Origin of the sequence: Flavobacterium enshiense DK69 (genome assembly GCF_000498495.1) — a bacterium.
Taxonomy (GTDB): Bacteria; Bacteroidota; Bacteroidia; order Flavobacteriales; family Flavobacteriaceae; genus Flavobacterium; species Flavobacterium enshiense.
Window position 1 is genome coordinate 199,155 of the sequence record NZ_AVCS01000013.1, and the last position, 19,511, is coordinate 218,665.

Sequence of the window (19,511 nt, forward strand, 5' to 3'; positions counted from 1 at the left end):
ATTCTTTTTCTTAACCATTTTCAGACAATAGTAAATAAAAACAAAATAATTTGTTAATTTAATTCCAACTTTTAACAATTATTCGTTAAATAAACAAAATAACTTCACTAAATTTATAGCACATGAAGCTACAGACATCTGTAGCTTTAGTTTTCAATAGCCCCAAACCTATAATTCCAATTCTTAAATTTCAAATTAAGAGCCCTACTATGTCCTAAATTAAAACAGGCCTTTTCGCCAGTGTTTAATTTTTTTTTCATTTAAACGATTAAAAAAGGATTATGATAGCTATTAAGAAGGAAGGTATTATTCTAAGAAAAAAAGCGCTCGATTTTGAGAATGAAGGCGTTTTAAATCCAGCTGTAATAGCAGAAGATGGTGCTATTCATCTTTTCTACAGAGCAGTAGCTGATGGCAATTACTCAAGTATTGGTTATTGCAGATTAAGCGATCCTTTCACAATTGAAAAGCGATTAGAAATGCCGGTACTCTCTCCGGAATTCGACTATGAAAGTCACGGAGTCGAAGATCCCAGAATTGTGAAAATTGACGATTTGTTTTATTTGACATATACTGCTTATGATGGCTATAATGCCTTAGCAGCTTTAGCCGTTTCAAAAGATTTAATTCATTTTGAAAAAAAAGGGTTAATAGTTCCTCAAATTACTTATCCGGAATTCAGAAGACTCGTAAACAACAGAAGTTCAGTTATTGACAGATATATGCCTTTCAATCAGGACAAGCATTATGATGGAAAGCATCACAAAGAACTATTTATTTGGGATAAGAATGTTATTTTTTTCCCGAGAAAAATTAACGGTAAATTTTATATCCTTCATCGGATTAAACCTGAAATACAGATTATTTCCGTCTATGACTTACGGGAACTGACCCCTGAATTTTGGCGGGATTTTTTCAAACATTTTGAAAATAACATTCTGCTTTCGCCAAAATACAAGCATGAAAAAAAATATATTGGAGGAGGATGCCCCCCTATTGAAACCGAACATGGCTGGTTACTTATTTATCATGGTGTTCACGATGGCATAAATGGTCCCGCCTATACAGCTTGTGCGGCTTTGCTTGATTTGAATAATCCGCAAATAGAACTTTCCAGATTACCCTATCCTTTATTCGAGCCGGATCTTGATTGGGAATTAAAAGGTGAGGTTAATAATGTTTGTTTTCCTACCGGAACTGTTGTTTATGATGATACGCTCTATATTTATTATGGGGCTGCCGATGAACAAATTGGTTCCGTAACCCTTAGTTTATCCGAACTGTTACATGAATTAATCCTTAATACCGTACAATATGAGAAATAATACCCTAAAAAACTTCCACGGAAATCGATCAACTGATAAGGAACAAATAAGCAGCTCCTCAAAGACAGGTAAAAAGCATATTGCTGACATAGCGGATAAATTACCCCAGATTTTATTCATTACCACAAATCCGCCCCGCGAATGCGGTATTGCTACTTATTCACAGGATTTGATTCGCGCTTTGAATGACAAATTCGACAATTCTTTTGATATAAAAATCTGCCCAATCGAATCGGAAACCGAAAAGCATACTTATTCCGATAAAGTAAAATATATTCTTAATACTGATTGTTCTGATTCATTTTTAGAATTATCAAAAAACATAAATGATAGTGCCGAAATTGATCTGGTTTTGATTCAGCACGAATTTGGTTTGTTCAGAAACAATGAAGTTGCCTTCATAAAGTTTTTGAAGGCAATCAAAAAACCGATTGTCGTAGTTTTTCACACCGCATTGCCAAATCCAAACGAATTATTAAAAATTAATGTGCAGCAAATAACAAAAGCGGCCGACAATATCATAGTAATGACTAATTGTTCTGCTCGTGTTTTGATAAATGATTATGGAATATCAGAGGAAAAGATTTCCGTTATTCCTCACGGGACACATTTAATACCCCATAAAGACAAAGAGACACTAAAAAACAAATATCGCTTATCCGGACGAAAAGTACTTTCCACATTTGGACTATTAAGTTCTGGTAAGAGTATAGAAACAACTTTGAATGCGCTGCCGGCAATCATAAAAGAACATCCCGATGTTTTATTCCTTATTATAGGAAAAACACATCCATCGGTTGTTAAACATGAAGGGGAAAAATACAGGGAGATGCTTACCGCAAAAATTGAAGAATTGCAACTGCAAAATCACATTAAATTTGTAAATCATTTTTTAACATTACAGGATTTGCTGGAATATCTACAACTTACAGATATTTATTTATTCACTTCTAAAGATCCTAACCAAGCAGTAAGCGGGACATTTTCATACGCTATCAGTTGCGGATGTCCTATCATCTCAACTCCGATTCCACATTCATGCGAAGTTTTGGAAAATAATTTAGGTTATTTAATTGATTTTGGAAACTCAGAACAATTGGCTGAAAAAACAATTTCTTTATTGAATGACGAACAATTGAGAAATAACATCGGATGGGATGGCTTACACAGAATGGCTCCGACAGCATGGGAAAATTCGGCAATTGCACATGCTTTATTATTTGAAAAAATTTGTGGCGATCGAATCTCGATGCATTATAAAATTCCTAAAATCAATCTTGATCACGTAAAAAAAATGACAAATGATTTTGGAATGATACAGTTTTCGGTTATTAATCATCCCGATATAGGTTCAGGATATACGCTTGATGATAATGCGCGGGCGTTAATAGCCATGTGTATGCATTTTGAACTGACAAAAGATGAAAGTGATTTAGAATATATTCAACTTTATTTCAATTTTATAAAGTATTGTTTGCTTCCCGAAGGGTATTTTCTGAATTATGTCGGAGAAGACAAAAATTTTACGAAACAAAACCAACACACCAATTTGGCCGACTCCAACGGAAGGGCGATTTGGTCTTTAGGCTATTTAATTTCCATGAATGATTTATTGCCAAAAGAGCTGGTGGAGGATGCAATTTCAGTCATGCAAATTGGATTATCAAATGCCGATCAAATCTATTCCACACGCGCTATGGCATTTGTAATAAAAGGCATCTATTACAGAAACACTAAACACACATCAATTCAAAACATATTATTGATGAGGCATTTTTCTGATAGATTGGTACAAATGTATAAGCATGAAGCCAATAAGGAATGGATGTGGTTTGAAAGTTACCTTACCTATGCAAACAGTATTTTGCCAGAAGCAATGTTGTGTGCCTGGCTGGCAACCGGTGACATCAGATATAAGGAAATTGCAAAAAACAGTTTTGATTTTCTTCTGTCAAAGATTTTTACAGAAAACAGTATTAAGGTGATTTCTAATAAAGGATGGTTTCACAATAGTGTAAAATCAGGAGCAGAAAAAATTGGTGGCGAACAACCTATTGATGTCGCTTATACAATTCTTACTTTGAGTAAATTTTATGATGTATTTAAAGATCAACAATACAAAGAGAAAATAGAAATGGCTTTCGATTGGTTTTTGGGAAAAAATCACTTAAACCGAATAATTTACAATCCTTGCACCGGCGGTTGTTTTGATGGTTTGGAAGAAGATTATATCAACCTTAATCAGGGAGCAGAATCTACGTTAAGTTACCTGATGGCCAGACTGAGTATAGAAAAAACCTTAAAAGAGGAAACCGGAATACACGTAGATTTTTATTTAAAATCCACTGTTTTTAATAAAAATTAGCAATTAGATTTATGTACAAAACATTTGGACTTCACGATTTTTAAATAAAGACAAACTCCATATCCGCTAAATGTTATCAACAAAAAGAGGCTGCAGGAAAGGACAGCCTCTTTTTATTTGCATTTCCAAGTTTATTTACCCTTAACCAACATTTCTAAATATGTAACTTTATGTTTTCCAGCCTGAAATAATCTTTCACAAAGCTTGAACATACGCTATAAAAATCTCCATTACGGATTAAAAATCATTTCATACTGCTTTCCGTAGCTCTCAAAAAGAACTTTCGACCAAAACGGCTGTGCTTTATGCATCGTAGGAAACCAATTTCGATTTTCTCCCGACACGATAAACAAACCGTAATTATCTCCCAAAACGGAGAAGTTTTCGCGTTTGGGCTGCATTACAAAATAATCGGTTTGGTATTGTTGATTGATTTGGTCGCAAAATCCGAAAACATCCGCGACCACAAAACCTATTTCACTGATCTTTATGAATGAATTACCATTGAAATTTTCATCAGAAACATTCTTCAGATCGTAGCGCACGATACATTCCAGAATATTCCCGTTGGTATCATTGAAATAAAAGGATTTAGCATTCCAGTTGGAGAAGTCGACTATATATTCATTATATTCATTGTCGTTATACGGAATTGCTTCAGCTCTTTCACTAACCCATTCCAAAGCCTCAAAAAGTCTATTTTCGGGAATATCGAAAGCGAAATGATAAACCGGCTTTTGAATTTCATCCGACAAATGAAAGCACAACTTTGAGGTGCCAACCTTAAAAAAAAGAAGTTCATCTGTTTTTTCCAATACTTCAAAACCTAGCTTTTGCTTATAAAAGAATTCGGTTTCCGAAAGCGAATTGGTCAACAAATGAACTTCCGATATTTTCATGATTCTGTACTGTTATTTAGCCAAATCAAAACGATCAAGGTTCATCACTTTATTCCACGCCGCTACAAAATCATTTACAAATTTCTCCTGAGCGTCTGAACTTGCATATACTTCTGCCAATGATCTCAATTCCGAATTAGAACCAAAGATAAGATCAACTCGGGTTCCTGTCCATTTTACACCAGAAGCACTTCCTCCCTCAAACAATTCCTCATGTTCATCAACTGCTTTCCAGGTTGTCCCCATGTCGAGCAAATTCACGAAGAACTCGTTGGTAAGTGTTTCCGGTCGATTGGTAAATACTCCATGTTTGGAATTATCAAAGTTGGTATTCAACACGCGCAAACCTCCTACAAGAACCGTCATTTCAGGAGCAGTTAGCGTGAGCAATTGCGCTTTATCTACCAACATTGCTTCTGTTGGAATTGCAAACTTGGATTTCGCATAATTACGGAATCCATCAGCTTTCGGCTCCAGCACAGCGAATGATGCCACATCGGTTTTATCCTGTGAAGCATCCATACGGCCGGGAGCAAAAGGAACAGATATGGTATGACCTGCATTTTTCGCAGCTTTCTCAACTCCGGAACAACCCGCCAAAACAATAAGATCAGCAAGCGATACTTTTTTACCGCCAGATTGTGCATTATTAAATTCTTTCTGAATGCCTTCAAGCGTATTCAAAACTTTTGATAATTGCGTCGGATTGTTTACGGCCCAAGATTTCTGAGGCTCCAAACGGATACGGGCTCCATTAGCGCCACCGCGTTTGTCGGACCCACGGAAAGTAGATGCCGAAGCCCAAGCTGTACTCACTAATTGAGAAACAGTAAGACCGGAATCCAATATTTTAGTTTTTAATGATGCAATATCATTTTCATTGATCAACTCATGATCCACTGCCGGAATTGGGTCTTGCCAAAGCAATTCTTCTTTTGGAACTTCAGGGCCAAGATAACGGGCAATCGGTCCCATATCACGGTGCGTTAACTTATACCATGCGCGAGCAAAGGCATCAGCCAATTGATCCGGATTTTCATAAAAACGTCTTGAAATCTTTTCATAAATAGGATCAAAACGTAACGTAAGGTCGGTGGTAAGCATGGTAGGCACATGCATTTTGGAAGGGTCGTGTGCATCGGGAATTGTCTTTGCGCCGCCTTTTGCCACCCACTGAAATGCTCCTGCAGGGCTTTTGGTTAGTTCCCACTCATTATTAAAGAGATTATCAAAGAAGTGATTACTCCATTTTGTTGGTGTTTGTGTCCAGGTCACTTCAGGCCCGCCTGTAATGGCATCTCCTCCTTTACCGGTACCATGTTTACTGGCCCAGCCCAATCCCTGTAATTCGATACCTGCTCCTTCAGGTTCTGCTCCTACTAAAGCAGCATCTCCTGCACCATGCGCTTTACCGAATGTATGTCCGCCAGCAATAAGCGCTACAGTTTCTTCATCATTCATGGCCATACGGGCAAATGTTTCACGAATATCGGTAGCTGCAGCGAGCGGATCCGGATTACCGTTGGGCCCTTGCGGATTCACATAGATTAACCCCATTTGCACAGCGGCAAGCGGATTTTCAAGATCGCGTACTCCCGAATAGCGTTTATCATCCAGCCATTCCGTTTCAGAACCCCAGTATACATTTTCTTCCGGTTCCCAGACATCTTCACGACCGCCTGCAAAACCAAAGGTCTTAAACCCCATAGATTCCAAAGCGACATTCCCGGCCAGAATCATAAGGTCGGCCCAGGAAATTTTACGTCCATATTTTTGTTTGATAGGCCAAAGCAATCTTCTGGCTTTGTCGAGATTGGCATTATCCGGCCAACTGTTCAGTGGTGCAAAACGTTGTTGTCCGGCCCCCGCACCTCCACGACCATCGCCTATTCTATAAGTACCGGCGCTGTGCCATGCCATTCGGATAAAAAGAGGTCCGTAATGTCCGAAATCGGCCGGCCACCAATCCTGCGAATCGGTCATAAGGTCATTAAGGTCTTTTTTGACAGCTGCCAGATCAAGGCTTTTGAATTCTGCTGCATAATCAAATTTTTCACCCATCGGATTTGAAAGCGATGAATTTTGACGCAGCATGTTTACTTTTAACTGATTGGGCCACCAATCCTTGTTTTTTGTCCCGATTCCACCCATGTTTTCATTTTGGGTTGTGTCGGAAAACGGACACTTACCTTGGCTGTTCGAATTGTTTTCCATTTTTTATAATGTTATTAGTGATTGATTACTATTTTCATTAACAGAATAATTACAAAATCAAATTTCTGGGGCCCAACATTTTATAACTGTTAAATTTAATTAAAATTACCGAATTAACTTATCGTTATTTTATAAATCAAATTGATTATTATTATTTTCTCATAAGAAAATCCAATACAATAAAATTGGTACAATGTTTGTTTACCTTTGAACACTAATTCAAATGAGCATGAAAAAAACAGTACTTCTTTTGGCTTTTCTTCCTTTTTTCGGATGTGCCGAAATGCAACAGGTTATTGATCAGTTACCACAAACACAAGGCGGATTGGGACAGGTTTATGTCGGACAAGCCGAAATTTCTTCCGGATTGAAAGAAGCCCTGAATAAAGGAATTGACAAACAGGTAGTAAAACTTACCGCTGCCGATGGCTTCTACAAAAATGAAATGGTAAAAATCCTTTTACCAGAAGAACTTAAAAAAGTAGACAAAACACTTCGTGATATCGGCATGAGTAAATTGGCTGACGAAGGTTTAAAAGTTATGAACCGCGCTGCTGAAGACGCAGTGAAAGAAGCGACTCCAATCTTTGTTGACGCAGTAAAAGGAATGAGTTTTACCGATGCCCGAAATATTTTATTGGGTAATGACCGTTCGGCAACGACCTATTTACAAACCTCAACCTCAACGGCATTGTATGCAAAATTCAATCCGGTAATTAAACAATCATTTGCTAAAGTAGGCGCTGATAAAGTTTGGTCTACCATCATTACAAAATACAACAGTGTTCCGTTGGTTAAAAAAGTGAATCCGGATTTAACTGATTACACTACCAACAAAGCGATGGAAGGTGTATTTAAAATGATAGCCGTAGAAGAAAAAGATATCCGTAACAACCTGTCATCCAGAAGCACTGATTTGCTAAAAAAGGTATTTGCTCTACAAGATCAAAAACAAGGCTAAAAATTTAGAAATCAATAAGATACAAATAACAATTTATTAACACTAACTAAAAAAAAATTATCGGAACTTTGTAATCAAATAGAGAGTTTCTCATTTGGTTAGGGTTAGTTTAAAAGGAATTCCACGCTTTCGGGCGTGGTTTTTTTTGCATTAATTCAGACGACGGTGCAATTGCTTGAAATAATCAAAAGCCTTCACCAAACGACTTCCGTACCAGGAAAACATTTCACCATCCACAAAAACGGTTTTGGCGTGATGGGTATGACGCCCTAATTCAAAAGCATGCTCGTCTTTAAACGGAAAGGGTTCCGAAGACAACAAAACTATATCGGGATCTCCTTGAATGCGCATTTTCTGAATCACAATTTCAGGATACCTTCCTTCGTATTTAGGATGATTATCGTAGATATTTTCGAATTTATTCAGCTTCAGCAATTCATTGATAAAATTATCCCCGCCCGCTACCATATACGGATTGGCCCATATAAAATATGCCACTTTCTGAACTTCCTTATCTTTCATGAAGTTTTGAAAATCAGCTAATGCGAAATTGGTTTTATCAATCCATTTTTGGGCATCGGTCCGTTTGTTGAACAACTCTCCGAAATCGGAAATCATTTGAAGATTATCTTCGATGGTAATAATGTTCGTAACCCAAACCGGACAAATATCTTTTAACGATTCGACAATCTCAAGCGTATTTTCTTCCTTATTGGCAATGATGATATCCGGCTGTAGTTCTTTTATCTTATCAATCTTAACCTGTTTGGTACCACCCACAATCGTTTTGGTCGACTTGAAATGGAACGGATGCACGCAGAATTTAGTAATTCCCACAATGCTGTCCTCCAAACCCATGTCGTAAAGCAATTCGGTTTGGGACGGAACCAGGGAAATAATTCTTTTAGGTGTTTGAGCGAACGAATGTTGCGTTCCGAGTTGATCGGTTAATTGTTTCAAGCGATTTCGTTTAAGGTTGCTATTTCAAATTTAAAATTCGTACGATTAGCTTAAAATACTTTGCATTTCCTGTTGCAACTTCAAAGCTTCAACTCTCGCTTTTTCGGCAAAATCAGCTTCGGTGGACGCATAAATAATGCCTCGTGAAGAGTTTATCAGCAAACCAACATTGTCATTCATTCCGTACTTGCAAACCTCAGCTAAGCTTCCGCCTTGAGCTCCCACGCCGGGAACCAAAAGAAAACTGTCCGGAACAATTTTTCGGATTTCAGTAAAATATTCCGCTTTGGTTGCTCCTACCACATACATCAGGCTTTGGGAATTTTTCCAACTTTTCGATGTTTCCAGAACAACTTTGTATAATTCTGTCCCATCAACATTCTGAGTCTGAAAATCGAAAGCACCTTCATTCGATGTTAAGGCCAGCATAATAGTATGCTTATCTTCAAAAGCCAAAAACGGCTCTACCGAATCTTTCCCCATATAAGGTGCCACAGTAACCGAATCAAAATTCAAATCTTTGAAAAAAGCTCTCGCGTACATGGAAGAAGTATTTCCGATATCACCACGTTTTGCATCAGCAATGGTGAAAATTTCCGGATACTTTTCATTGATGTAATTGATGGTTTTCTCCAAAGACTGCCAGCCTTTAATTCCATATGCTTCGTAAAAAGCCGTATTCGGTTTGTACGAAACGCATAAATCGTGAGTTGCATCGATTATCGCTTTATTGAACTCGAAAATAGGATCTTCCGTTTGTAACAGATGCTCCGGAATTTTGTTTAAATCGACATCCAATCCAATACATAAGAATGATTTTTTGGCTTGAATTTGCTGTTGTAGTTCTTGTGTTGTCATCTTTTAAGTTGCTGAGCGGCAAAGTTACGAAGTTGCCGACTATTTTTCAGTATGTTTTTATCCCATCCGAATCCAAAAGTTCAAATGCCTATCCCTTTAGCCCCGATTTAAGTGAAAATCCTGGCTTTGGGAGATTGCCGTGCAATCTCACAACGACAGATTGCAACGGAAAGCGGGAAAATGGATAGCAAAAAAACCCAAGCCATTCGCTCCAAAAAAAAAAACGCCATCCTTAAATTCAGTATGGCGTCTTTATTCTTTATTCTTGGCTCTATTTTCTCTTAGAAAACTTCGCTTTCTTTCAGTTTTTCAGTATTCGACACCAACTGTAATTCGTCGATGATTTTCTGTACGCTTCCGTTCATCACACCATCCAAATCGTATAATGTCAAACCGATTCTGTGGTCGGTTACACGTCCCTGCGGATAGTTATAGGTACGGATTTTCGCAGAACGGTCTCCGGAACTTACCTGAGAATTACGTTTTTTCGCGTCTTCCTCCTGCTTTTTAGCCAATTCCATTTCGTATAAACGGGAACGTAAAACCGTTAAGGCTCTGTCTTTATTTTTATGCTGTGATTTTTCGTCCTGACATTGTGCTACCAATCCGGTTGGAATGTGCGTCATACGAACCGCTGATTTTGTCGTGTTTACCGACTGACCTCCAGGACCTGACGAACAGAAGTAATCGATACGAACATCGTTCATGTCGATTTGTACGTCGAATTCTTCTGCTTCCGGAAGCACCATAACCGTTGCTGCGGAAGTGTGTACACGCCCCTGTGTCTCTGTTTGCGGTACACGCTGAACACGGTGAACACCTGCTTCAAACTTTAATGTTCCGTAAACGTCTTCACCGGTAACTTCGAAGATTACCTCTTTGAATCCTCCTGAAGTTCCTTCGTTCATATCCACCACGGAAGTTCTCCAACCTTTGCTTTCGCAGTATTTGGTATACATACGGAACAAATCCCCTGCAAAAATAGACGCTTCGTCCCCACCTGTACCGGCGCGGATTTCCACCATCACGTTCTTCGCGTCTTCTGGGTCTTTAGGGATCAACATGAATTTGATTTCTTCCTCTAATTGAGGCAAACGCTCCTGAGCTTCATCCAATTGCATTTTGGCCATTTCCACCATTTCGGCATCGGAGCCATCAGCAATAATCTCCTTCGCTTCTTTTATATTTCCGTCAAGATTGATGTATTCCTCGCGTTTTTCAACTAAGGCTTTCAAATCTTTGTATTCTTTATTTAACTGAACATAACGTTTTTGGTCGGCGATAACATCTGGCTGAATAATCAAATCCGAGATCTCGTCGAAACGTTGTTTCACATATTGCAATCTGTCTAACATATTCTGTATGTTTTATATACGTTGTTTCGGACTGCAAAATTACAAAAAAAATACGTTCAAAAAACAGCTAAAAATCTACTTCTATTTTTTTGTTTCGTATTATTCAATTTATATACCTTTATCCCGATTAAAATCCCGAATGAAAATGAAAAAAATTACTGTTACATTAGCTGTAATTTCACTGGCTGCTTGTAACCAAAGAAAGGAGAGTTCACTGCAAATAGGTGAACCGGAAGAGATTGTAACCAAAACTTACGATGAGCTTGAAAAAGCAGACTGGCTTTTGGGTGAATGGGGAAATACTTCTGCGGAAGGTAATTTAACCGAAACCTGGAAACAGGAAAATGACAGCACTTTTGTTGGTGAGAGCTTTATTACGGCAGCAATCGACACTGTATTTCATGAAAATGTTGTCTTACAGCAAAAGAATGACAGCTTATTCTACAATGTAACAGTAAAAGGACAAAACAACGACAAACCGGTTGCCTTTTACATGACTACCGCCAACGATGAACAGGTAGTCTTTGAAAATCCGAAACATGATTTTCCCAACAAGATCACTTACAGCCTGATTTCCTCGGATAGTTTAGTTGCTGAAATTTCCGGAATGAAAGACGGAAAAGAAAGCAAGGAAATGTTTGCGATGAAGAAAAAATAACCTACCCAACCTGAAGCCCTCGATGATTTCGAGGGTTTTTTATTTCTAAAAAACTGCAAATCAACAAGTAATAAAAATATCACAAATTTTATTTAAAATAAGTCTAAATAAATTTTGAATATATTTTTTTCAGCAATTATTTTTGCGTCAAAATATTATTTTAATTTATTCTAAATAAAATGAGGACAATAAAATTACTTTCACTAGGATTTTTATTCATTGGTTCAGGCGCCCTTGCACAGGAAACCGAAAAAAATGAAGTAAAAAAAGATTCCGTTAAAACTTTAAATGAAGTTATCATCAACGGAAACGTTAACAAGTTCAAAAAGGACAGCAACCCAACGGTTTCCAAGATGCCTTTAAAAGATCTTGAAAACCCGCAGGTTTACAATTCGATTTCGGGCGAGTTATTGAAAGAACAAGTAGTAACTAATTTCAATGACGGAATGAAAAACGCAACCGGTGTTACACGTCTTTGGGAATCTACAGGTCGTGCCGGTGACGGTGCAGAATTCTACTCGATGAGAGGTTTTGCGGTACAGCCAACTATGGTTAATGGTCTTCCGGCACTTAACAACGGTACTATCGATCCATCACACATTGAAAGCATCGATGTTATCAAAGGCCCATCCGGAACATTATTTGGAAGCAGCGTTATCTCTTATGGTGGTTTAATCAATATCACAACGAAAAAACCATATAAAGATTTTGGAGCTGAAGTCACCTACAACCCTAGTACTTACAACCAGGATCGTGTTACAGCCGATCTAAACACTCCTTTAAATGCGAGAAAGAATGTATTACTACGCATTTCTACTGCTTATCAGAAAGGAAACACTTTTCAGGATCATGGATTCGGTGAATCATTCTTCGTAGCCCCATCTTTCACTTACGAGGCTAACGACAGATTAACATTCTTAGTCAACACCCAGATCACTAACAGAGAAGCTGCAAATGCACCAATGATCTTTTTAAGCCGTTTTGTCCCTCTTTCCTTCCACTCAATGGATTTATTTGAGAAAAACTACAAAAACTCATTTACCTCAAACGACCTATCTATTAAAAACCCTACGTACAGCGGGCAGTTTCAAACGTTGTACAAACTTTCTAAAAGCTGGACATCACAAACTGTCATTTCTGGAAGCAAAAGTAAAACTGACGGGTATTACTCCTATTTATGGGATGATTCAAACGGTGATTCTTTCACAAGAAAAATTTCAAAAGCAGACGGAAACACAGCAACCATTGATATCCAACAAAATTTCATCGGTGACTTTAAAATTGGAAACATGCCTAACAAAATTGTTGCCGGTTTAGATTACTACAATTCAAAAATTGAAAACAATGGAACGGATTGGCTTAACCATGGAACTGTATCTTTGGCAAATGGTACCGACACTGGAGATTTAAGCTTAGAAGCAGTAAACACTAAATTGGCAGGGACATCATATATTTCAAATGCAAAATCAACAGCATATAGTGCTTATGTATCTGACGTAATACATTTTCTTCCTCAACTATCAGCAATGGCAAGTGTTCGTGTAGATTATTTCGAAGGAAAAGTAAAATCCCCGTATGAAGACAGCGAGAACAAAGGGCAAACAGCAGTTTCTCCAAAATTAGGATTGGTTTACCAGCCAATAAAAGACAGAGTTTCGGTATTTGCAAACTACATGAATGGATTTGTGAACGTGTCTCCGAAGTCCGTTACCGATATTGACGGATCAAATCCTCGTATGAAATCCTTTGATCCTGAACATGCGAATCAGGTTGAATTTGGAGTAAAAACCAATCTATACAAAAACAGAATATCAGCTACAGCAAGTTATTACAACATCAATGTCACCAACCGCGTAATGGCAGATCCTACAAACCCTAATAATTCAATTCAAGGAGCTGAAGTAGTGAGCAGAGGTGTAGAAGTTAGTGTTATAGCTAATCCAATTAACGGAATGAACATTGTAGCCGGTTTCAGCAACAATCACAGCGAAGTGAAAAAAGACAATCCTGCAAGTGGTTATTTAGGTATGAGACCAGAGGAAGCAGGACCGGAAACTGTTGCAAACCTTTGGGCTAGTTACACAATTACGTACGGAAAACTAAAAGGTCTTGGTTTTGGCCTTGGTGGAAACCATGCAAGTGAGCACAAAACATTAAACAGAGCTAATACAGGAACATTTACATTACCAAGTTACAGCATTGCCAATTCAGCTATAACATATACCAACAATAGATTCAATGTTGCCTTAAAACTGAACAACATATTTAATGAAAAGTATTATACAGGATGGTCTACAGTTACACCTCAGGCTTTGAGAACTCTGACTGCCGGAATTACTTATAAAATTTAAACAAATTAATATTTAGTTAGTTCCAAAGGCTGTCTTTAAAGTTCGTTCATAAATTAAATAAACTTTCGAAGGCAGTCTTTCAATAATTTAAAATTGAAAAATTGAACTTCAAAAAAAACATCCGTAAAATTCATCTTTGGTTGGGGCTAACCAGCGGAACTGTCGTTTTCATTCTGGCCATTACCGGATGCTTATATGCTTTTCAGGAAGAAATTCAGAATCTTACTCAGGAGTACCGCTTTGCCGAAAAACAAAATGCCCCCTTTTTGCCCCCATCACAATTGCAAAAGATTGTTGTAAAAGAACTTCCTGCCAAGAAATTACATGCCATAAAATACAATGAACCTCATAAAGCGGCAGAAGCCATTTTTTATAACTACGAACCTTTTTACCACTATACGGTATACCTTAACCCTTATAACGGAAAGGTTTTAGAAACTGTCGATATGGAAAAAGGATTTTTCCGTTTTATTCTGGATGGACATTTCTATCTGTGGCTTCCCCATGAAATTGGACAAACCGTCGTGGCTAGTTTCACTCTTATTTTCATTCTGATGATAATCAGTGGTTTTATCCTTTGGTATCCGAAAAACAAGAAAGCTGCCAAACAGCGTTTTTGGTTTCAATGGAAAGAAGGACTGAAATGGAAGCGAAAAAACTACGACTTACACAATATCACAGGATTTTACGTGATGAGTATTTCACTGATTTTCGCCATAACAGGTTTGGTTTGGGGATTCCCTTGGTTTGCCTATTGCTACTATAAGGTAATTGGTGGAGAAAAAGAATTGATTTACCAGGATCCTGTTTCTGTAAAACCAAAAGCATTTGATGTCAAAACAGCCAATCCATTGGACAAAGCTTGGGTGATGATGCAAATGGCATACCCAGCTGCCAAATCCATCGAAGTGCATCCACCGGAAACTGACAGTATGTCGATTGCGGCCAACGCTAATCCGGAAACTGGCACGTATTGGAAAATAGATTACCGCTATTTCGACCAATATACATTAGAAGAAAAACAGGTTAATCATATTTGGGGAAGGTTTCCAGAAGCTAACAACTCCGACAAACTGATGCGAATGAATTATGATATTCACACAGGAGCCATTATGGGCTTACCCGGAAAAATATTTGCTTTCTTAATCAGTTTACTGATTGCCAGTTTACCCGTTACCGGATTTTTGATTTGGTGGGGAAGGAAAAATAAAAAAGGTTCTCGAAGTTGAGAACCTTTTTTATTTAGTTTTTCATCGGGATATTCTCCAGAATCTCAAGTACAAATTTCCAGTATTTCTGAGCCGAAGCAATCGACGCTCTTTCATCCGGGCTATGCGCTCCTTTGATGGTCGGTCCGAAGGAAATCATATCCATATCCGGATAGTTTGTTCCTAAGATACCACACTCCAATCCGGCGTGACAAGCAGCGACATTAGGTTTGGAACCGTTTTGTTTTTCATAGATGGATGTCATAACATCTAAAATCGGAGAAGTTACATTAGGTGTCCAGCCCGGGTAAGAACCCGTAACAGATACTTCGCAGCCAAACAATTCGTAAGCCGAACGCAATGCATTGGCCAAATCGAATTTTGATGATTCAACCGAAGAACGTGTTAAGTTTTGAATTGAGATTTCTCCGTCTTTCACAATCACTCGCGCGATGTTATTTGAAGTTTCCACAAGGTTTTCCATATCGGCACTCATTCTGTAAACACCGTTATGAGCAGCATAAATTGAACGAAGCAAACCTTCCTGAACTCCTAAATCCATTACTTTGGATGGTAATTCGGATTTAACGATTTCGATAGTTAGGTTTTTCTCAGTCGTTTTGAATTCGAATTTGATATCGTTGATTACTTCCTGCATATCAAACACGAAAGCCTCATCATACATTTCCGCAATGATTACTTTGGCAACACTCTCACGCGGAATCGCATTACGCAAACTTCCCCCGTTGATTTCTGCAATCTGCAACCCGAAGTTTTCAAATCCGTCAAACAATAAACGGTTCATGATTTTATTAGCGTTACCCAAACCTTTATCGATATCCATACCGGAGTGACCTCCGTTTAAACCTTTAACAGTAATGGTATATCCTACCGAACCTTCCGGAACATCTTCTTCATTATATTGACGGGTTGCCGTAACATCAACACCTCCGGCACAACCGATGCCGATCTCATCATCTTCTTCAGTATCTAAATTCAAAAGGATTTCACCATCAAGCAAACCGCCTTTTAAGCCTATGGCTCCGGTCATTCCAGTTTCTTCATCGATAGTAAATAACGCTTCGATAGCCGGGTGTTTGATATCTGTGCTTTCTAAAATTGCCATGATAGTCGCTACACCAAGACCGTTATCAGCACCTAAAGTTGTTCCTTTAGCGCGAACCCAGTCGCCATCCACATACATTTCAATTCCCTGAGTATCAAAATCGAAAACGGTATCGTTATTTTTTTGGTGCACCATATCCAAATGCGACTGCATTACGATGGTTTTGCGATTTTCCATTCCTGCCGTAGCCGGCTTTTTGATGATTACGTTTCCTATCTCATCGTTAATGGTTTCAAGACCTAGCTTTTTTCCGAAATCCATCATAAATGCAATTACGCGTTCTTCTTTTTTAGATGGGCGCGGTACAGCATTCAGATCGGAAAATTTATTCCAAAGCTGTTTAGGCTCAAGGTTTCTTACTTCCTGGCTCATATTTTTTATTTAATGTTGTTTTTTTCTACAAAGTTCCAAAGGTACAAAGTTTTACCTCTTTGCAGATGAGAAAATCGCGTAATTTTTACTGGGAATTATCGTGATTCAGAAGTTTTGCATGTGCGACATGTTCCTCAAAAAGCTGCGGGATTTTTTTCTCTGATACCTCGCCATACCAAACATTGTCGGGTTGAAAACCAACAACGGGAGCGCACTTGCAATTGTCTGTGCACTGCGTTTTTATAATCTCCACTTCGCCTTTCATTTCGGTTTGCTTGATCAGACCACGAAACATTTTTCGGTTGTTTTTGTTGTCCTTACTGCATTTGTTGCCATCGCAAAACAAAATGACTTTTTTCCGCATTTCTAGCTTTCTCATGGCGTCCCTTTTTTAGCGTTTCTTCCGTCTTACAAATTTACGACAAGTCTTTCATTCCTTCATTCAATTTACATTTTTTATATTTAGCAAAATTTTCTCCATGAACCGAAAACTGATTTTACCTCTCTTTCTCGTTTTTCAACTGATCGGATTAAAGATCCTTTCTTTTTTTCCAGAAGTTGTGGAACACTATTACAGCAACGGATTCTATCCTCCTTTAGTCAGAATTTCGAGAATCACATTGGGAAAAATTCCGTTTTCTGTGGGTGACGTTTTGTATTGCATTGCGGTTTTCTTTTTGCTGCGTTGGTTTTGGAAGCAACGAAAAACATGGAAAATGAAGTGGAAATCAAATCTGTTATCATTTCTAGGATTTGTATCGGTGTTTTATTTTTTCTTCAACCTGATGTGGGGAATAAACTATTTGCGGATTCCAATGTATGTAAAACTCAATATTGAGCGCGAATACACACCGGAAGAATTATTAGCCTTCACCAAACTGATGATTGTCAAAACTAATGCAATCCATTCGCAACTAGTCAAAAATGACACCGTTAAAGTTGTGTTGCCTTTCAATCGGGAACAAATTTTTGAGAAAACCCAAAACGGTTATGACAACCTCGTAAAAGCGTTTCCCTATCTGAAATATGAAAATCATTCGGTTAAACCATCCCTATTAAGTACACCGCTGACATACATGGGCTTTGGTGGTTACCTCAACCCATTTACCAATGAAGCACAGGTAAACAATCTGATTCCATTGCATAATTTCACCACAACCACCGGACATGAAATGGCGCATCAAATCGGCATTGGCCCTGAAAGCGAGGCGAATTTCATAGGTTATATGGCCACAATTTACAATGACGATATTTATTTCAGATACTGCGGTTACGCCTATGCGTTACGCTACTGCTTAGGAAACATGGAAAACTTTAAAGAAGGCTCTTCCGAAGAATTAATTCCACTGATTCATCCCGGAATCTTGAAAAACTTTGAAGAAACCGAAAAATTCTGGGACAGCCATCAAACATTTATCGACGTTATTTTCCACACATTTTACGACAACTTCCTGAAAGTAAACCAGCAAAAAGACGGTTTGGAAGGCTACAGCAAGTTTGTCGGATTAATGGTTAATTATTATAAAACCAACAAACTTTAGCCAATCAAAAACCTTTTTTTTTGCCCCTCAAAAGCATTTCTTATTTCTAAACCAATTTACTGATAAATTCTGCCGACTTGTCTAAAACAAAATCGGGCGCTTCTTTATGAGGCGTGTGTTTTATGTTGGGTATAATCAATTTTGACGAAGGACCACTTACTTGCGAATTGATTTTTTCGACTTGTTCCAAAGTGCCATACTCATCATCTTCGCCTTGAATAATCAACGACGGACATTTAATCAATGGTAAAAAACTTTCGATGTTCCAACTTCTGAATTCGTCACTAGTCCATTTACCGGCCCATGCCCAAAACATATCCTCAGTATTATCTCCGTGGTATTTCTCTAATTTGGACTTTAGATCGGTTGTCTTGTAAAGATCAATCGCTTCTCTAATACCGTTTAAGGTAACTTCTTCCACAAGGACATGAGCGCCTTCAGTAATAATCCCTGAAATTTTCTCCGGATATTTTGCCGCGGTAAGCAAAGCTATGGAACCACCGTCGCTGTGACCGAACAAAATTGCTTTATCAATGTTCCAAAAACTTAAAAGCTCGTTTAGGATATCGGCTTCCAGTTCCATGTAATCATTATCGCGTTTACTGTATATAAACGGACAGGATTTCCCATAACCCTGGCGGTCATAAACCAAAACATTACAATTGGTCAATGTTCCGAGTTTTTCCGGAAAATCCCTCCACAATTCAACACAACCCAATGAATCATGTAAAAAAATAATTGTTGGTCGGCCGGGATAATTGTCAATTCTATTTATTGATATTTCTTCTGGAGAAAATTTAATCTTTGTTTGCATGTTTGTCAGTTCTTTAGACATTTTAAAGTTTATCAATTCAATTCCTTTTCGCACAACTATTTGTTTTGTGACCACTTTAAAGCCTACTTTTTCAAAAAATGGTCTGGCTGTTATACTAACATCTGAAGTCAATCGCTTATTCCCAATTTTTATCGCTTCTTTTTCTATTTCTGAATAAAGTCTACTTGCAATTCCTTGTCCCTGATAGTCTTTATGCACGTACATCAAATCGACATAATTTCCTTTATCTAATGTGCAGAAGCCAATAATTTTTTCTGCGTCTTCGGCTACTAATACAAATTGGTTACTCAGCATATCAAACCAACGTTCCTCGTCTTCAGCACCCGAAGTCCACACTTTTATTTGTTGATCATTATAATCATTTGTGCAGACTGTAGTTATCGTATCCACAAATAATTGTAACAACTCCGCTAAATCGTAGATTGTTCCTGGTCTTATCGTTAGTTGTAAAGTCATGATTATTATTTTGCATTTTCATTGTCG

The 19,511-nt window shown here is 38.0% G+C and carries 15 protein-coding genes; 7 read left to right on the top strand and 8 right to left on the bottom strand.

Annotated elements, in window-relative coordinates:
• Nucleotides 1-281 precede the first annotated feature (281 nt).
• Both FEDK69T_RS09630 and FEDK69T_RS09635 read left to right on the top strand, forming a co-directional pair.
• Nucleotides 282-1,325: a glycoside hydrolase family 130 protein gene (locus FEDK69T_RS09630; RefSeq protein ID WP_023573972.1), complete on the top strand. Its 1,044-nt coding sequence runs from the start codon at nt 282-284 to the stop codon at nt 1,323-1,325.
• On the top strand, nt 1,315-3,690 hold the full coding sequence (locus FEDK69T_RS09635) for a glycosyltransferase (RefSeq protein ID WP_081711717.1): 2,376 nt from the start codon (nt 1,315-1,317) through the stop codon (nt 3,688-3,690). The genes FEDK69T_RS09630 and FEDK69T_RS09635 overlap by 11 nt, the downstream gene beginning before the upstream one ends.
• A gap of 230 nt (nt 3,691-3,920) precedes the next feature.
• Here the strand turns inward: FEDK69T_RS09635 and FEDK69T_RS09640 are convergent, their stop codons facing one another.
• Nucleotides 3,921-4,589 carry a VOC family protein gene (locus FEDK69T_RS09640; protein WP_023573974.1) on the bottom strand — a complete coding sequence of 223 codons (669 nt, stop codon included), beginning with the start codon at nt 4,587-4,589 and terminating at the stop codon, nt 3,921-3,923.
• A 12-nt stretch (nt 4,590-4,601) separates the two neighbouring features.
• On the bottom strand, nt 4,602-6,803 hold the full coding sequence (gene katG / locus FEDK69T_RS09645) for a catalase/peroxidase HPI (protein ID WP_023573975.1): 2,202 nt from the start codon (nt 6,801-6,803) through the stop codon (nt 4,602-4,604).
• A gap of 229 nt (nt 6,804-7,032) precedes the next feature.
• Here katG and FEDK69T_RS09650 point away from each other — a divergent pair, with 229 nt between their 5' ends.
• Nucleotides 7,033-7,764, top strand: coding sequence for a DUF4197 domain-containing protein (locus FEDK69T_RS09650; protein ID WP_023573976.1), 732 nt, complete (start codon nt 7,033-7,035; stop codon nt 7,762-7,764).
• Between the two features lie 150 nt (nt 7,765-7,914).
• On the opposite strand, the gene FEDK69T_RS09655 is transcribed toward FEDK69T_RS09650, so the two are convergent.
• The 3 genes from FEDK69T_RS09655 to prfA all read right to left on the bottom strand — a co-directional run bounded on the left by FEDK69T_RS09655 (nt 7,915) and on the right by prfA (nt 10,937).
• The gene (locus FEDK69T_RS09655) at nt 7,915-8,724 is read right to left on the bottom strand and encodes an ABC transporter substrate-binding protein (RefSeq protein WP_023573977.1); all 810 of its coding nucleotides are present in this window, start codon (nt 8,722-8,724) and stop codon (nt 7,915-7,917) included.
• 45 nt (nt 8,725-8,769) lie between these two features.
• Nucleotides 8,770-9,582: an orotidine-5'-phosphate decarboxylase gene (gene pyrF, locus FEDK69T_RS09660; protein ID WP_023573978.1), complete on the bottom strand. Its 813-nt coding sequence runs from the start codon at nt 9,580-9,582 to the stop codon at nt 8,770-8,772.
• A gap of 281 nt (nt 9,583-9,863) precedes the next feature.
• Nucleotides 9,864-10,937 (bottom strand): peptide chain release factor 1, encoded by a 1,074-nt coding sequence (gene prfA, locus FEDK69T_RS09665; protein ID WP_023573980.1) that lies wholly within the window; start codon nt 10,935-10,937, stop codon nt 9,864-9,866.
• Nucleotides 10,938-11,082: 145 nt separating this feature from the next.
• Between prfA and FEDK69T_RS09670 the strand changes: the two genes are divergently transcribed.
• The 3 genes from FEDK69T_RS09670 (at nt 11,083) to FEDK69T_RS09680 (ending at nt 15,175) form a co-directional block, all read left to right on the top strand.
• Nucleotides 11,083-11,595 (top strand): DUF6265 family protein, encoded by a 513-nt coding sequence (locus FEDK69T_RS09670; RefSeq protein WP_035630601.1) that lies wholly within the window; start codon nt 11,083-11,085, stop codon nt 11,593-11,595.
• 179 nt (nt 11,596-11,774) lie between these two features.
• Nucleotides 11,775-13,946, top strand: a complete 2,172-nt coding sequence (locus FEDK69T_RS09675; RefSeq protein WP_023573982.1) for a TonB-dependent siderophore receptor — start codon at nt 11,775-11,777, stop codon at nt 13,944-13,946.
• A 101-nt stretch (nt 13,947-14,047) separates the two neighbouring features.
• Entirely contained in the window at nt 14,048-15,175 is a 1,128-nt protein-coding gene (locus FEDK69T_RS09680) for a PepSY-associated TM helix domain-containing protein (protein WP_023573983.1), read from the top strand.
• Nucleotides 15,176-15,188: 13 nt separating this feature from the next.
• On the opposite strand, the gene FEDK69T_RS09685 is transcribed toward FEDK69T_RS09680, so the two are convergent.
• Nucleotides 15,189-16,652 (bottom strand): aminoacyl-histidine dipeptidase, encoded by a 1,464-nt coding sequence (locus tag FEDK69T_RS09685; RefSeq protein ID WP_023573984.1) that lies wholly within the window; start codon nt 16,650-16,652, stop codon nt 15,189-15,191.
• Between the two features lie 85 nt (nt 16,653-16,737).
• The gene (locus tag FEDK69T_RS09690; RefSeq protein ID WP_023573985.1) at nt 16,738-17,031 is read right to left on the bottom strand and encodes a (2Fe-2S) ferredoxin domain-containing protein; all 294 of its coding nucleotides are present in this window, start codon (nt 17,029-17,031) and stop codon (nt 16,738-16,740) included.
• Nucleotides 17,032-17,131: 100 nt separating this feature from the next.
• Between FEDK69T_RS09690 and FEDK69T_RS09695 the strand changes: the two genes are divergently transcribed.
• Complete coding sequence (locus FEDK69T_RS09695; protein WP_023573986.1) at nt 17,132-18,193, top strand: DUF3810 domain-containing protein; 1,062 nt, start codon at nt 17,132-17,134, stop codon at nt 18,191-18,193.
• Nucleotides 18,194-18,239: 46 nt separating this feature from the next.
• On the opposite strand, the gene FEDK69T_RS16100 is transcribed toward FEDK69T_RS09695, so the two are convergent.
• Entirely contained in the window at nt 18,240-19,484 is a 1,245-nt protein-coding gene (locus FEDK69T_RS16100) for a GNAT family N-acetyltransferase (protein WP_023573987.1), read from the bottom strand.
• Between the last annotated feature and the right edge of the window lie 27 nt (nt 19,485-19,511).